This is a genomic window from Streptomyces sp. cg36 (assembly GCF_041080675.1).
Lineage (GTDB): Bacteria > Actinomycetota > Actinomycetes > Streptomycetales > Streptomycetaceae > Streptomyces.
Genome location: NZ_CP163520.1, coordinates 1,533,631 through 1,547,246, shown reverse-complemented (window position 1 = coordinate 1,547,246; position 13,616 = coordinate 1,533,631). Strand labels below are relative to the sequence as shown.

General features: G+C 76.4%; 13 protein-coding genes. 10 read left to right on the top strand and 3 right to left on the bottom strand.

The genetic code is table 11. The features are described 5' to 3' along the window. Nucleotides 1-111 precede the first annotated feature (111 nt). Nucleotides 112-945 carry a SigB/SigF/SigG family RNA polymerase sigma factor gene (locus tag AB5J87_RS06900; protein WP_369375107.1) on the top strand — a complete coding sequence of 278 codons (834 nt, stop codon included), beginning with the start codon at nucleotides 112-114 and terminating at the stop codon, nucleotides 943-945. Here the strand turns inward: AB5J87_RS06900 and AB5J87_RS06895 are convergent. Beyond that, a complete protein-coding gene (locus AB5J87_RS06895) occupies nucleotides 857-2,047 on the bottom strand; it encodes a PAS domain-containing protein (protein WP_369375105.1) in 1,191 nt (396 codons plus the stop codon). The two genes, AB5J87_RS06900 and AB5J87_RS06895, sit on opposite strands and share 89 nt — an antisense overlap. 72 nt (nucleotides 2,048-2,119) lie before the next feature. On the opposite strand from AB5J87_RS06895, the gene AB5J87_RS06890 reads away from it, so the two are divergent. The 3 genes from AB5J87_RS06890 (at nucleotide 2,120) to AB5J87_RS06880 (ending at nucleotide 5,329) form a co-directional block, all read left to right on the top strand. Continuing rightward, nucleotides 2,120-2,827, top strand: coding sequence for an ANTAR domain-containing response regulator (locus AB5J87_RS06890; RefSeq protein WP_369375103.1), 708 nt, complete (start codon nucleotides 2,120-2,122; stop codon nucleotides 2,825-2,827). 128 nt (nucleotides 2,828-2,955) lie between these two features. Beyond that, nucleotides 2,956-4,173, top strand: coding sequence for an aminotransferase class I/II-fold pyridoxal phosphate-dependent enzyme (locus AB5J87_RS06885; RefSeq protein ID WP_369375100.1), 1,218 nt, complete (start codon nucleotides 2,956-2,958; stop codon nucleotides 4,171-4,173). A 31-nt stretch (nucleotides 4,174-4,204) separates the two neighbouring features. Further along, nucleotides 4,205-5,329, top strand: a complete 1,125-nt coding sequence (locus AB5J87_RS06880; protein WP_369375088.1) for an MBL fold metallo-hydrolase — start codon at nucleotides 4,205-4,207, stop codon at nucleotides 5,327-5,329. Nucleotides 5,330-5,339: 10 nt separating this feature from the next. Here the strand turns inward: AB5J87_RS06880 and AB5J87_RS06875 are convergent, their stop codons facing one another. Together AB5J87_RS06875 and AB5J87_RS06870 are read right to left on the bottom strand one after the other, a co-directional pair. Next, nucleotides 5,340-5,996: a DedA family protein gene (locus tag AB5J87_RS06875; RefSeq protein ID WP_369383386.1), complete on the bottom strand. Its 657-nt coding sequence runs from the start codon at nucleotides 5,994-5,996 to the stop codon at nucleotides 5,340-5,342. Further along, nucleotides 5,996-6,766 carry an MBL fold metallo-hydrolase gene (locus AB5J87_RS06870; RefSeq protein WP_369375079.1) on the bottom strand — a complete coding sequence of 257 codons (771 nt, stop codon included), beginning with the start codon at nucleotides 6,764-6,766 and terminating at the stop codon, nucleotides 5,996-5,998. The genes AB5J87_RS06875 and AB5J87_RS06870 overlap by 1 nt, the downstream gene beginning before the upstream one ends. Nucleotides 6,767-7,033: 267 nt before the next feature. Between AB5J87_RS06870 and AB5J87_RS06865 the strand changes: the two genes are divergently transcribed. From AB5J87_RS06865 to AB5J87_RS06840, 6 genes are all read left to right on the top strand, one after another. Continuing rightward, complete coding sequence (locus AB5J87_RS06865) at nucleotides 7,034-7,438, top strand: hypothetical protein (RefSeq protein WP_369375076.1); 405 nt, start codon at nucleotides 7,034-7,036, stop codon at nucleotides 7,436-7,438. A gap of 99 nt (nucleotides 7,439-7,537) precedes the next feature. After that, a complete protein-coding gene (locus AB5J87_RS06860; protein ID WP_369375074.1) occupies nucleotides 7,538-9,661 on the top strand; it encodes a phage holin family protein in 2,124 nt (707 codons plus the stop codon). 66 nt (nucleotides 9,662-9,727) lie between these two features. Then, on the top strand, nucleotides 9,728-11,122 hold the full coding sequence (locus AB5J87_RS06855; RefSeq protein ID WP_369375072.1) for an amino acid permease: 1,395 nt from the start codon (nucleotides 9,728-9,730) through the stop codon (nucleotides 11,120-11,122). A gap of 117 nt (nucleotides 11,123-11,239) precedes the next feature. Further along, entirely contained in the window at nucleotides 11,240-11,581 is a 342-nt protein-coding gene (locus AB5J87_RS06850; protein ID WP_369375070.1) for a hypothetical protein, read from the top strand. Between the two features lie 62 nt (nucleotides 11,582-11,643). Continuing rightward, complete coding sequence (locus AB5J87_RS06845; RefSeq protein WP_369375068.1) at nucleotides 11,644-11,790, top strand: hypothetical protein; 147 nt, start codon at nucleotides 11,644-11,646, stop codon at nucleotides 11,788-11,790. A 156-nt stretch (nucleotides 11,791-11,946) separates the two neighbouring features. Continuing rightward, nucleotides 11,947-13,491, top strand: coding sequence for an alpha/beta hydrolase (locus AB5J87_RS06840; RefSeq protein ID WP_369375066.1), 1,545 nt, complete (start codon nucleotides 11,947-11,949; stop codon nucleotides 13,489-13,491). The last annotated feature ends 125 nt before the right edge of the window (nucleotides 13,492-13,616 follow it).

Genomic DNA, 13,616 nt, shown 5'->3' with positions numbered 1-13,616 from the left:
GTGGGAGCGGCAGTCCGCTCCGGGCGTGCCCGAGCTCTCGTCCGGGTGCCTCGATCCGGCCTCCTCCCCCGGTGACCCCATCCGACCCCACCGCTCAGGGAGCTGTCCCGCATGCGTACTCACGCACAGGCCACAGCGAAGCACCCGCACGACGACGCCCCCGACACCGCCGCCGCGTTCGCCCGTCTCGCCGCCCTGCCCGCCGGGCCCGAGCGCCACGCGCTGCGCCAGGACCTGGTGCGCGCCTGGCTGCCGATGGCGCAGCGGCTGGCCGGCCGGTTCCGCAACCGGGGCGAGTCCCTGGAGGACCTGCGCCAGGTCGCCGCGCTCGGCCTGGTCAAGGCCGTCGACCGGTACGACCCCGCACGCGGCGCGGCCTTCGAGAGCTTCGCCGTGCCGACCATCACCGGTGAGCTCAAGCGCCACTTCCGCGACCACATGTGGACGCTGCACGTGCCGCGCCGGGTCCAGGACCTGCGCGGCCGGGTCCGGGCCGCCCGCCAGGAGCTGATGCAGACCAATGGCGGCCACCACCCCTCGGTGGCCGACCTGGCCGCCCGCACCGGGCTGAGCGAGGACGAGGCCAAGGCCGGGCTCGAAGCCCTCGACAGTTTCTCCGCCCTCTCGCTGGACGCCGAACTCCCGGGCGCCGAGGACGGCTACAGCCTCGCCGACTCGCTGGGCTCGCCCGATCCCGCCCTGGACGTCGTGGTGGACCGCGAGGCCGTCCGGCCGGGGCTGCGCGGGCTGCCGGCGCGCGAGCGGCAGATCCTGTACATGCGGTTCTTCCGGGACATGACGCAGAGCCGGATCGCGGAGGACCTGGGCATCTCGCAGATGCACGTGTCCCGGCTGATCACTCGCTGCTGCACCCGTCTGCGGGACCAGGCCCTGCGGGAGCAGGCTCCGGCGCCGCACCGCCCAGCGCGTCCGCACGCCGCATAGCCAGCGCCAGGTGCCGCGACATCGTGTCCAGCGCCCGGCCCTCGGCCATCGAGAACGGCCGCGCCGACCCCGTACGGAACAGGGTGAGCACCCCTTCCACGGGGCCCGGCGCGCCCAGGGGCACACAGAGCAGGGAGGTCACCCCGGCCCGGGCCAGCACCTCGGCCCCCTGCCCGTCGTGCCCGAAGCCGTCGGTCTCCTCGGGCTGCACCTGGAGCGCGCTCGCCCCGGCCCGGGCGGCCTCCGCGACCAGCGGACAGCCGGCCGGGTCCTGCCCGGCGATGGCGTGCCGCAGCGCGGCGGCCTCCTCGGCGGCCGGGCCGAGCACCCGTACCCGCCGCAGCCCCTCGTCCACCAGGTCCGCGACCACCCACTGGGCGAACCGCCCGCACAGCACCGGGGCCGCTTCGGCGAGCACCTCGGCGCGGTCGGCGGAGGGCAGCCGCAGCAGCACCGCCGCCATCGTGTCGACCAGGTCCATCAGTTCGGCGTGCCGGGTCGACTCGGCGAGGTCGGGCAGCTCGGGCTGCGGGGCGGTGCCGGTGGCCCGGGGTATGCCCGGCTGGAAGACGACCAGGACGGCCGGATACGGCTCGTCGGGCGGGCGCAGCGCGGTCAGGGTGGCCAGCAGCGGCTCCTCGGGGCGCTGCTGGAGGCGTACGGTCAGGCCCCGGTCGCCCTCGCCGCGCGCCACCGCCGCGGCCTGCGAGCGAAAGGCCGCCCGGTCGCCCGGCATCAGCAGTCCGGCCAGCGGCCGTCCGGTGGCGTAGCCGGCCCGCACCCCGGTCAGGCCGGAGGCCGCGAAGTTCAGCCTGCGCACCACCGTCTCCCGGTCGACCAGGGCCACCGGCAGCGGCAGCCGCTGGAACAGCGCCTTGAGCAGCTGCCGTTCCTGCCGGTCGGCGGGGGAGCCGGCCGCGCCGGCCGTGAACTGCTCGTAGCGCGGCCACAGCTCGTCGGCGACGTGCTGGAGCTCGAAGAGCGCGGCGTCCAGCACGGTCCGATGCTCCCCGTCGGAGCGCGAGCGCGCGGTGCGCAGTTCGGCCACCCGCCGGACGAAGTCCGCCAGTTCCTCGCCGAAGTCGTCCGCCGTCTGCGTCATACCAGCAAGTTAGCCCGTCCGGCCGTTTCCCGGACCGGGCGCAGGGAACCCGCTCCGCAGGAGGTTCTTCCCATGCGCTGCGAGCCGGAACGTCAACGACCGCACTCCGCCTCGGCCGTCCGCAGGCTCTCCCGCCTCGCCGAGCAGTCGGTGCGCTGCACCCCCGCTTCGTGCGGGGCCGTGGCGACCGTCGCCGTCAGCGGACCCGAGCGCCGGGTGACCGCCACCCACCCGGACCTCGCGCCGCTCGCCGCCGTCCAGCTGGCCTGCGGCGACGGGCCCATCCCGACCGCGCTGGACCTCGGCGCCGCGGTGGACTCCGGGGACCTGCTCGCCGAACACCGCTGGCCCGGCTACCGCGCCCTGGCCCTGGAATCCGGCGTACGCTCCTGCCTCACCCTCCCCTTCCGCCGCGCCGACATCGACATCACCCTCAGCCTCTACAGCTTCCGCCCCGGCGCCCTGGACGCGACGGTGTGCGCCCCGGTGAGCATCCTCGGCGAGGAGGCGACCGCCGCCATCGTGCGGGACCGCCGCTACCGGGCGGCCCTCGCCGAGGTGGAGCAGCTGGAGTCCGCGCTGCGCACCCGCCCGGTGATCGACCAGGCGAGCGGCATCGTCATGCACGTCCTGGGGTGCGGCGCCGAGGACGCGTTCACCGTGCTGCGCACCCTGTCCCAGCACGCCAACCGCAAGCTCTCCGAGGTGGCCGAGGGCGTGGTGCGCACCAAGGGACGCGGCCTGGAGCGCGAACTGTCGGCCGTGGCCCGCCCCGTCTGAACCGGCTTCCCCGCAGCCCCCGTGCCCCCTTCCGTACGCATACGGGGCGGCGCCGCCGAGCAAACCTCCGTATAAAGGGCTCAAGAGGCCGAAACGGCGGACCGCAGGGTGCGAAGGAGGCGGCGCGCATGCACCGGACGGTGGCGGAGGGCCGCGGGCCCGTGCGCTACGGGCCGCCCGCACCCGGCCCCGGCCTGCCCGTCCTGCCCGAACTGGCCGCCGTCCTGGCCGCCGCCGTCACCCGCACCGACCCCGAGCCGCCCGGCGGCGGCCCCGCGCTGCGCGAGGCCGCCTGCGGCTACTGGCGGCGGCGCGGGCTGCGCGGCGGGCCCGGGCTCGCGGTCGCCGCCCCCGGCGCCCAGCCGCTGCTCTTCGCCCTGCTCGCCTCGTACGGGGGCGATGTGCTGCTGCCCCGCCCCTGCCCGGCCTGGTGGACCCCGCAGGCCCGCCTCCTGGGGCGGCCCGCCTACCACGTGCCGACCCCGGCGGAGTGCGGCGGAGTGCCCGACCCCTACGCCCTCCTGGAGACCGTGCGCCGGGTGCGCACCGAGGGCGGGGTGCCCCGGATCCTGGTGCTCTCCGTCGCCGACGACCCGACCGCCACGGTCGCGCCGCCGGAGACCGTGCGCGAGGCGTGCGAGGCGGCGGTGGCCGAGGGGCTGCACATCATCAGCGACGAGACCTGGCGCGACACCCTGCACCGGCCGCGCGAGACCGTCCTGTTCGGGCCCGCCGAGATGTGCCCCGACGACGTGACGGTCCTCGCGGACCTGGCGGGCGCCTTCACCCCGGCGGGCTGGCCCGCCGCCGTCGCCCGCTTCCCCGACACCGAGCGCGGCGCCCAGCGCCGGGCCCGCACCCTCGACGTGCTCACCGCCCTGGGCGCGGTGGTCGCGGGCCCGGTCGCCGAGGCCGCCGCGTACGCGCTGGGGGAGCCCGAGCCGGTCGCCGCCCGGACCCGCCGGGCCGCCGCGCTGCACGGCACCCTCGCCGCCGCCGCGCACCGGGCGGTCCTCGCGGCTGGGGCCTTCGCCCGGCCCCCGCAGGCGGGCCGCCACCTCTACGCCGACCTCGGCCCGCTGCGGGCCCGGCTGGCCGCCCGGGGGGTCACCGACTCGATGGAGCTGGAGGAGTACCTGACCGGACGGCTCGGGGCGCCCGTGCCCGGCGGCCACCGCTTCGGCGACGAACTGGGCGCCCTGCGCGTCCGGTTCGCCACCGGCCCGCTCCTCGGGGCGACCCCGGCCGAGCGCGCCGGGGCGCTGGCGGCGGCGGACCCGCTGGAACTGCCGCAGGTGGCGGGGGCGTTGGCCGACTTCTCGGCGGCGCTCGACGAACTGAGATGACGGCGATGCACGGCGACGAGGAGCCGCCCCGATGACGGACCAGACCGAGCGCACGGACCCCACCGGCCAGGCGGAGCGCACGGCGCGCGCGGAGCACCCGGCGGGGCCGGGCCGCACCGGGCCGCCGCAGCACCCGGCCGCGGCGCGGCCGGACGCGCGCCCCCACGCACGGCACGGGGCGCCCCCGCGCCCCCTCGGTGAACTCCGGCGCTGGCCGCGGTCGTTCGCGGACCGGCTCTCCGCCCCGCTGCCCGGCCTGCGGGCCCTGGCCCGGCTCGCCCGGGAGGGGGCGCTGCGCCCGCCACCGGAGGGTCTGCACGGGATCGTGGACCTGCCGTTCGCGCCCGGCCCGCTGCCCGTCGTGGACCGCGCCACCGTCGCGGTGACCTGGGCGGGCCACGCCAGCTGGGTGGTGCGGATCGGCGGGCTCACCGTGCTGACCGACCCCGTCTGGTCCCGCCGCATCCTCGGCACCCCGGCCCGGCTCACCCCCGTCGGGGTGCGCTGGGAGGACCTGCCGCCCGTCGACGCCGTCGTCATCAGCCACAACCACTACGACCACCTGGACGCCCCCACCCTGCGCCGACTGCCGCGCCACACCCCGCTGTTCGTCCCGGCGGGCCTGGCCCGCTGGTGCCGGCGCCGGGGGTTCACCCGGGTCACCGAGCTCGACTGGTGGGAGTCGGCGGAGCTGGCGCTGCCGGGCCGGGAGCCGGTGCGGTTCGACTTCGTACCGGCCCACCACTGGTCCAAGCGCTCCCTCACCGACACCTGCCGCTCGCTGTGGGGCGGCTGGGTCATCGGCGACAGCCGGGGGCGGCGCGTGTACTTCGCCGGGGACACCGGATACGGCCACTGGTTCAAGGAGATCGGCCGCCGCCACCCCGCCCTCGACCTGGCCCTGCTGCCGATCGGGGCGTACGCGCCGCGCTGGTGGCTGCGCGATGTGCACGCCGACCCGGAGGAGGCCGTGCAGGCGTGCGAGGACCTCGGCGCCCGGCGGATGGCGCCGATGCACTGGGGCACCTTCGTGCTCTCGGCCGAGCCGGTCCTGGAGCCGCTGGCCCGGGTGCGGGCGGCCTGGCAGCGCACCGGACGCCCGCGCACCCATCTGTGGGACCTGCCGGTCGGCTCCTCCCGGCTGCTGCCCGCCTGAGCCGCCCGCGCTACTCGGGTGTCCGCGCGCCCTCCCGGGCCGCCGGGGTCCGGCGCCGGAGCCTGCGCCACACCGAGGGGGCCCCGCTGATCAGCACCGTCAGGACCACCGCGGCCACCACGCCCTGCCACGGCTCGGGGAAGAGCGAGCCGCCCAGGATGCCGATCAGTCCGTACGCCCCCGCCCAGGCCACGCAGGCCGGCACGTCGCCCCGGACGAAGGTGCGCAGCGGCATCCCGCCGAGCAGGCACGCCAGCATCACCGGGATCCGGCCGGCCGGGACGAGCCGGGACAGCACGAGCACCGCCGCCCCGTGCCGGTTCAGCTTGTCCTGGGCCTGCTCCAGGTGGTCCGGCGCCGCCCGGTCCCGCAGCGCCGCCAGCCACCGCGACCCGCTCTGCGAGCGCACCCCGCGCTGCCCCAGCCAGTACAGGCCGACGTCGCCGAGGAACGCGGCGAGCGCGCCCACCGCGAAGACCAGGAGCAGCGAGAACCAGGCCGTCTGGTGGAAGGCCACCACGGCCGCGGTCGACACCAGCGCCCCCGTGGGCACCACCGGCACCAGCGAGCCCAGCACCACCAGGATGAACAGGGACGGATAGCCGAGCGCCTGCTGGGTGGACTCCGGCGGCACCTGGCTCGCCGCCCGTACGACCAGCGCGGCGATCACCGGGCGCCCTCGGGCCGTACGCTCTCGCCGTGCCCCAGCCGGTGCACCCGCACCCCGGGCGCCAGCCGGGCCGCGTGCCGCACGAAGTCGTCGCCCGGCGCGTGGAACTCGTGCGGGCGCACCCCGTCGAGCCCGATCGGCCAGTACGTGCCGTAGTGCACCGGCACCGCCGCGCGCGGGGCGAGGGCGGCCAGCGCCTCGGCCGCCCGGCCCGCGTCCAGATGGCCCGGCCCGAGGTGGGGCCCCCAGCCGCCGACCGGCAGCAGGGCCACGTCGACGGGGCCGACCTCCTCGGCCATCTCGTCGAAGAGCCCGGTGTCCCCGGCGAAGTAGGTGCGGGCGCGGCCCTCCACCACATAGCCGAGCGCGGGCGAGCGGTGCGGCCCGAACGGCAGCCGCCGCCCGTCGTGCCGGGCGCTCACCACCCGTATCCGCAGCTCGCCGACGTCCAGCCGCTCCCCGGCGCGCACCTCGGTCAGCCGCAGGTCCAGCTTGCGCAGGCCGGGCACGGCCCGCACCGCGCCGTGCGGCAGCACCAGCCGGGTGCCGGGTGCCAGCCGGGCCAGGGAGGGCAGGTGCAGATGGTCGGAGTGCAGGTGCGAGACGAGGACGACGTCCGCGACGGCCGCCGCCGGCGGGGGCACCGCGCCCCGGCGGCGGCGCAGGTGCGCCAGCCTGCGGGCGAAGAGCGGGTCGGTCAGGACCCGCACCCCGGAGTCCTCGACCGTGCAGGTGGCGTGCCCCCACCACGTGATCTCCACCGGCACCCGAAATCCCTCCGCTCCAAAGCCACCGCGCGCGCTGTTGTGTACGAGCCTAAGTGTCGTGGAGCGCGGGCGACGGGGCCCGGGGTAGGCATGCGTCCACGAAGGGAAGGCCCGGCATGATCATGCACTCGGAGCAGTGCCCGCGCTGCGGCGGGATCCTCGCGGTCACCCAGGACGGCTGGAAGATCTGCCACTCCTGCGGCTACTCCTCGCCGCCCTGAACCAGGAGTAGGGTCTACGCCACGACGTGAGGCATGGGGGACGGTCATGGGTGACGTACGAGTGGCGGCGATCGCCAGTCTGACCCCACTGGAGGAACTCGACCTGGACCCCTTCCTGGTGGACACCCGAAGCCAGCACGAGATGTGCGCGCGCTGGGCCGCCGACAAGGGGTACGTGGTCACGCGGCAGCTGCTCTTCTACGGGCTGCGCCCCGACCACGCGGGGCTGTGGGCGGACGTGGACGCCGGACAGGTGGACCTCTTCGTGGCGCCCAACGAGCGCGTCCTCGAACGGGCGTTGACCTCGGTGCCCGACTTCTCCGCCGAGTGCGAGCGGCGCGGGGTGCGCCTGGAGACGGCCGGGCTGGACGAACCCGCCTACGACGCCGCCAAGAAGGCCCACATCCACCGCCGCCTCTCCATGCCGACCGCCGGGTACGACGGCTGCTGACCCCGCTCCACCGCCGCGCGCACCATCGCGTCGGCCGGATTCCGCCCCTGTGACACGCTGGGAGGGAACGGCGAAGGCGGAGAGGCAGTGACGAGCGGCGTGAGTACCGGGCGATGGCGGACGGCGGGCAGCGCCCTGATGCGGGTGGTCGTGGTGTGGGCGGTCTCCACCCTCACCATGATGGTCCTGGCGGGCATCCTGCCCGACTTCCAGCTCAAATCCGCGGGCGGCGACAGCGTCACCCGCGTCGCCCTGACCGCCGCCTGGGGCGCGGGCGCCTTCGGACTGCTCTCGGCCCTGGTGTGGCCCCTGGTCGTGCGGGCCTTCCTGCTGGTCCCGGCGCTGGTCCTGGGCCTGCTGGTGTTCTTCCTCAACGGCTCGCTGCTGCTGATCGCGCTCAGCCTGATCCCCAGCGGGCGCGGCGCCGCCCAGCCGGAGACCGCGGTGGTGGTGGCCGCCGTCATGTCGGCGGTCGCCTCGGCCACCTCGACGGCGCTGGCGGTCCGGGACGACAACGCCTACCGGCGCAGGCTCTCCCGGCTCGCCGACCGGCGCCGCCGCCGGCGCGGCGACGACGACCGCGGCGCGGAGCCGCCCGGCACGGTCTTCCTCCAGCTCGACGGCGTCGGCCACGACGTGCTGCGCCGGGCGGTGGCGGACGGGCTGATGCCGACGGTGGCGGGCTGGCTGGCGGACACCCACCGGCTCACCCCGTGGCGCACCGACTGGTCCAGCCAGACCGGCGCCAGCCAGCTCGGCATCCTGCACGGCTGCACCTTCGACGTGCCCGCGTTCCGCTGGTACGAGAAGGAGACCGGCGAGCTGATGGTCTCCAACCGGCCCGCCTCCGCCGTCGAGCTCCAGCGCCGGGCCGTCGAGCGGACCGGCGACGGGGGGCTGCTCACCGTCGACGGCGCCAGCCGCGGCAACCTCTTCTCCGGCGGCGCCGACCAGCTCGCCCTGGTGCTGTCGATGGCCGCCCGGCGGGGCCGCCGCAACCGCTCGCGCGCCGGGTACTTCGCGTACTTCTCGGACCCGGCCAACTCGGTCCGCACCGCGCTCTCCTTCGTCGCCGAGGTCGGCCGGGAGATCGGCCAGTCCACCCGCGCCCGGCTGCGCGGCGAGACGCCCCGGGTGCGGCGCGGCGGGCTGTACCCGTTCATCCGGGCGTTCGCGACCGTCGTCGAGCGCGACGTGGTGGTCGCGGCGGTCCTCGGCGACATGCTCGCCGGGCGCACCGCCGTCTACGCGGACCTGGTGGCGTACGACGAGGTGGCCCACCACTCGGGGCCGCACGGGCGCGACGCCCGGCAGGTCCTGGAGCGGCTCGACCGGTCGATCGCGCTGCTCGCCAAGGTGGCCGAGCACGCCCCGCGCGCCTACCGGATCGTGCTCCTCTCCGACCACGGCCAGAGCCCCGGCGAGACGTTCGCGGGCGCCTACGGGCTGACCCTGAAGGACCTGGTGCGGGCCGGGTGCGGGCTGCCCGTGCCGCGCAGCGCCGGGCGGACCAAGAGCGGCGCGGAGGCCCGTGCCGCGGTCCGGGTGGCGCTGCACCGGCCGGAGCGGGCGGGGCAGGAGCGGCGCCCCGGGCCCGCGAGCGACCCCGTGGTGCTCGCCTCCGGCAACCTGGGCCTGGTCTCGTTCCCGGACACGGTGGGCCGCCTCAGCCGCGAGGAGATCGACGCCCGCCACCCCGCGCTGCTGCGCACGCTCGCCTCGCACCCGGGCATCGGCTTCCTGCTGGTGCGCAGCGAGGAGCACGGGGCGGTGGTCATCGGGGGCGGCCCGGAGGCGGGCGGGACCGTGGAGGTGCCGATCGCGGAACTGGCCGACGGGGAGGGGCCGTTGGCCGGGTTCGCGCCGGGCGCGGCCGACGCGGTGCGGCGCACCGACACCTTCCCGCACGCCGCGGACGTCATGGTGAACTCGATGTACGACCCGGCGACCGGCGCCGTGCACGCCTTCGAGGAGCAGATCGGCTCGCACGGCGGCCTCGGCGGCGAGCAGGGCCGCCCGTTCCTGCTCTCGCCCCTGGACCTGTCGGCGCCGGTGGCGGACGGGGCGGAACTGGTCGGCGCGGAGCAGGTGCACCGGGTGCTGCGGCGCTGGCTGCGGGAGTGTTCGGGCCCGCAGGTGCCGGTGGAGATTTCGCTGTCCCGGATGGAAGCGGAAGGACCATTTCCGGTTGACCGGGAGGAGTTGCGGGACAAATCCGCGTGATTTTGAGCACGGCTCTCCGTATCCGACCATGAACGGGTTTTGGCACGGAGAGAGGCGCACCACCCCATGACCACGCAAGAACCCCAGAGCAAGCACGCCCGGCAATTCGGACTGCCGGTGGCGACCGCTCTGGTCATGGGCAACATCATCGGCGGCGGGATCTTCCTCCTGCCGGCGTCGGTCGCGCCCTTCGGCACCATCAGCCTGCTGGCCTTCGCGGTGCTGACCGTCGGCGCGATCGCGCTGGCACTGGTCTTCGGCCGGCTGGCCGCACGGCTGCCGAAGACCGGCGGGCCCTACGTCTACGCCCGCGAGGCGTTCGGCGACTTCGCCGGATTCCTCGCCGCCTGGTCGTACTGGATCACCACCTGGGTCTCCAACGCGGCCCTGGCCGTGGCGGCCGTCGGCTACCTCGACGTGCTCGTACCGCTGCACGAGTCCAAGGCGGCCACCATCGCGGCGGCCCTGGCCCTGCAGTGGCTCCCGGCGCTCGCCAACTTCGCGGGCACCCGGTACGTGGGCGCGGTCCAGCTGGTCTCCACGGTGCTGAAGTTCGCGCCGCTGCTGCTGGTCGCGGTCGGCGGGCTCTTCTTCTTCGACCCCGCCAACCTCGGGCCGTTCCGGGCGGACGGCCAGAGCCCGATGGGCGCGGTCTCCGCCTCCGCCGCGATCCTGCTCTTCAGCTACCTCGGCGTGGAGTCGGCCGCGGTCAGCGCCGGTGAGGTGCGCGACCCGCGCCGCAACGTCGGCCGCGCCACCGTCCTCGGCACCATCGGCGCCGCCCTGATCTACCTGCTGGGCACGCTCTCCGTCTTCGGCACCGTCCCGCACGACCGGCTGGTCGACTCCACCGCGCCCTTCACGGACGCCGTCGACACCATGTTCGGCGGCGGCTGGGGCGGCACCGCGGTCGCCGTCGCCGCCCTGGTCTCCATGGTCGGCGCCCTCAACGGCTGGACCCTGCTGAGCGCCCAGACCCCGTACGCGGCGGCCCGCGACGGACTGTTCCCGCAGGTCTTCGCCCGCAAGAACCGCGGCGTCCCGACCGCCGGAGTCCTCGTCACGGTCGTCCTCGCCTCGTCGCTGACCGTCTACAACTACACGGTGGGCTCCAAGGGCGTCTTCGAGATGCTGGTCCTGGTGACCACCTTCACGGCGACCGTCCCCTACCTCCTGTCCACCGCCGCCCAGCTCTACTTCCTCTTCTCCGGCCGCGCCCACCGCGTCCACGGCGCCCGCTTCACCCGCGACGCGGTCCTGGCCGCGCTCGCCGCCGGCTTCTCGCTGTGGCTGGTCGCCGGATCCGGCTACGAGGCGGTCTACCAGGGCGTGCTGTTCCTCTTCGCGGGCGTGCTGGTGTACGCGCTGCTCGCGGCCCGCAAGCAGGCCCGGGCCGAGGACGCGGACGGCCCGGCGCCGCAGCTGCCCGCGCCGCGCGAGCGCGAGGACGCGCGCGCCTGACCACCGCGTGACCCCCAAGGGGGAACGGCCCCGGGTGCGCTGACGGATGTTCACCCGGGAGAGCGGTTCTCGCCGCGATCCGGGCAGGTCACGGCCGTTCCCGGGCACGATGACCGCATGCCGCCCGCTCTGCTCGCCGCCCTGCGCCGCGCCCTGGTCGCGCTGCTCGTGGTGGGCGCGCTCCTCGGGGCGGTCCCGGCCGAGGCCGCCGGGGCCCCGGCCGCGGAGCACGGGTCGCTCTCCTCGGTCGTGTCGTCGGCCGCGCCCGCGCCCCTGGGCGAGGAGCAGCCGGACGCGACCGCCGCGGCCCCGCTGCCGCCGCGCGGGGCCGCCCGTGCGAACCGCCCCGCCCCCGCCCCCCGGCGGGCGCCCCGGACGCCGCGTCCGGCCCGGCCCGGCCGCGCCCCCGCCCGGCCCGACGCCCCCGCGCCCCCGCGCTGTGTGGTGCTGCGCTGCTGACCGTTCCGAGCGGAACGAGCCAGCGGTACGTCAACTCACCAGCACAGCGAGGTGGTTCAGCCATGCCCATCGATCCCTTCGCGGCGCTCAACGCGATGCTGCGCGCCGAAGCCGCCCGGATCAGCCCGGCCCCCGCGCCGACCGAGCGCACCGAGCCCGAACCGGAGGAGGAGCAGGGCGAGCCGTCGCCCGACCGCCGAGGCCGCTGATCCGGTCTCCCGTCGAGGGGCGGCGGCCCTCCTCGGCCGCCGCCCCGCTGACCTGCTGTCATCGCACTAAGTGACGACAGCGGGCGGGCCGTCGTGCGGTACTCCGTTCGGCGGCTTACGTTTGCTGCGGGGGCCTCCCCGAGCGAAGGGGCCGTCATGGCCGCACGCACGACCGCGGGCGCCGCCGCTGCCGCGCTGGCGCTGCTCGCCCTCGCGGTCCCGGCACGGGCCGACGGCGGCCCGCCCGATCTGACCCGCTTCTACGGCCAGCGCCTCTCCTGGGGCGGCTGCGACGTGAAGGACGCGCCACCCGAGATGCGGTGCGCCCGGCTGACCGTGCCCATCGACTACGCGCGGCCCGCCGACGGCACCATCGAGCTGGCGGTGGCCCGGGTGCGGGCGACCGGGACCGGGGCCGAGGGGGCCGCCCCCAAGGGCTCGCTGGTCTTCAACTTCGGCGGCCCCGGCGCCTCCGGCCTCACGGGGCTCGGCGGCTTCCTCGCCGACACGGCCGCGCTGGCCCGCGCGTACGACCGGGTGAGCTTCGACCCCCGGGGCGTCGGCCGCAGCGCCCCCGTGCGGTGCGGGCCCGAGGCGGAACGGGACGGCGGGGACTCCTCCGACGACCCTCCGGCCGATGCCGCCGAGGCGCGGAAGGAGCTGGTGGCGCAGGCGCGCAGGACCGCCGAGGAGTGCCGGGCGGCCACCGGCAAGGTGCTCCCGTACGTCGGCACCATCAACGCCTCCCGCGATCTCGACGTGCTGCGCCAGGCCCTGGGCGACCGGAAGCTGAACTACTTCGGGATCTCCTACGGCACCCGGCTGGGCGCGGTCTACGCCGCCCAGTTCCCCGGGCGCGCCGGGCGGCTGGTGCTCGACGCCGTCGACTCGCTGACGGCCGACGCCGCGCAGTCCGCGCTCGCCCAGGCCACCGCGTTCCAGAAGGGCCTGGACGCCTTCCTCGCCGACTGCGCCGCGCAGGGCGCCACCTGCCCGCTGGGCGCCACGGTCGCCGCCGTCACCGGGGCGCTGGACGACACCGTCGCCCGGCTCGACCGCACCCCGGCCAAGACCGCGTCCGGGGCCGACTTCACCGCCGCCGACCTGCGCACCTCGATCACCGACTCGCTCTACGCCGAGCAGCTCTGGCCGCTGCTCGCCCAAGGCATCGCCGATCTGCGCGCCACCGGCGACCCGGCCGCCCTCGACCGGATCAACAAGGAGTTCGCGGGCGAGGACGAGAACGGCGAGCGGGCCGCCGACGACAACAGCAGGGAGGCGCTGCTGGCGGTCAACTGCGCCGACGATCCCACGCGCGCCAAGGACCCGGCCGCCGAACTCGCCTCGCTGGAGGACAGGTTCACCAAGGCGTCACCGATGTTCGGCCCGGACCAGGTGGCCGCGGCGGTCTCCTGCACGGGCTGGCCCGCGGGCACCGACTACATCCGGCGCATCAACCGGACCGGCGCCCCGCCCGTCCTGCTCGTCGGCACCCGGGGCGACCCCGCCACCCCCTACCAGTGGGCCGGGGAGACCGCCCGCCGCCTGGGCCGGGGGGTCGTCCTGACGTACGAGGGGGAGGGGCACGGCGGCTATGCGGCGTCGCAGTGCGTCCGGGCTGCGGCCGACGCGTTCCTGCTGGCCGGGACCCTGCCCGCCGAGGGGGCGTCCTGCGCCCGCGAGACGCCCCCGGAGCACTGAGACCCCGCTCTGTCCGGGCCCCGCCCATGCCGGGTGCCCGGCCCGCGCCCGGCGCCCCGCCCGGCGCCCGGTGCGCGCCGGGCGCCTGCCCCCGCGAACACGTTCGGGGGCGTCGGGCGGGGGCC

What these genes read in the sequence shown, in the direction of transcription:
- AB5J87_RS06840 (WP_369375066.1), top strand. Translation starts at nt 11,947, where the DNA reads ATGGCCGCACGCACGACCGCGGGCGCCGCCGCTGCCGCGCTGGCGCTG.
- AB5J87_RS06900 (WP_369375107.1), top strand. Translation starts at nt 112, where the DNA reads ATGCGTACTCACGCACAGGCCACAGCGAAGCACCCGCACGACGACGCC.
- AB5J87_RS06885 (WP_369375100.1), top strand. Translation starts at nt 2,956, where the DNA reads ATGCACCGGACGGTGGCGGAGGGCCGCGGGCCCGTGCGCTACGGGCCG.
- AB5J87_RS06865 (WP_369375076.1), top strand. Translation starts at nt 7,034, where the DNA reads ATGGGTGACGTACGAGTGGCGGCGATCGCCAGTCTGACCCCACTGGAG.
- AB5J87_RS06895 (WP_369375105.1), bottom strand. Translation starts at nt 2,047, where the DNA reads ATGACGCAGACGGCGGACGACTTCGGCGAGGAACTGGCGGACTTCGTC.
- AB5J87_RS06845 (WP_369375068.1), top strand. Translation starts at nt 11,644, where the DNA reads ATGCCCATCGATCCCTTCGCGGCGCTCAACGCGATGCTGCGCGCCGAA.
- AB5J87_RS06855 (WP_369375072.1), top strand. Translation starts at nt 9,728, where the DNA reads ATGACCACGCAAGAACCCCAGAGCAAGCACGCCCGGCAATTCGGACTG.
- AB5J87_RS06890 (WP_369375103.1), top strand. Translation starts at nt 2,120, where the DNA reads ATGCGCTGCGAGCCGGAACGTCAACGACCGCACTCCGCCTCGGCCGTC.
- AB5J87_RS06850 (WP_369375070.1), top strand. Translation starts at nt 11,240, where the DNA reads ATGCCGCCCGCTCTGCTCGCCGCCCTGCGCCGCGCCCTGGTCGCGCTG.
- AB5J87_RS06880 (WP_369375088.1), top strand. Translation starts at nt 4,205, where the DNA reads ATGACGGACCAGACCGAGCGCACGGACCCCACCGGCCAGGCGGAGCGC.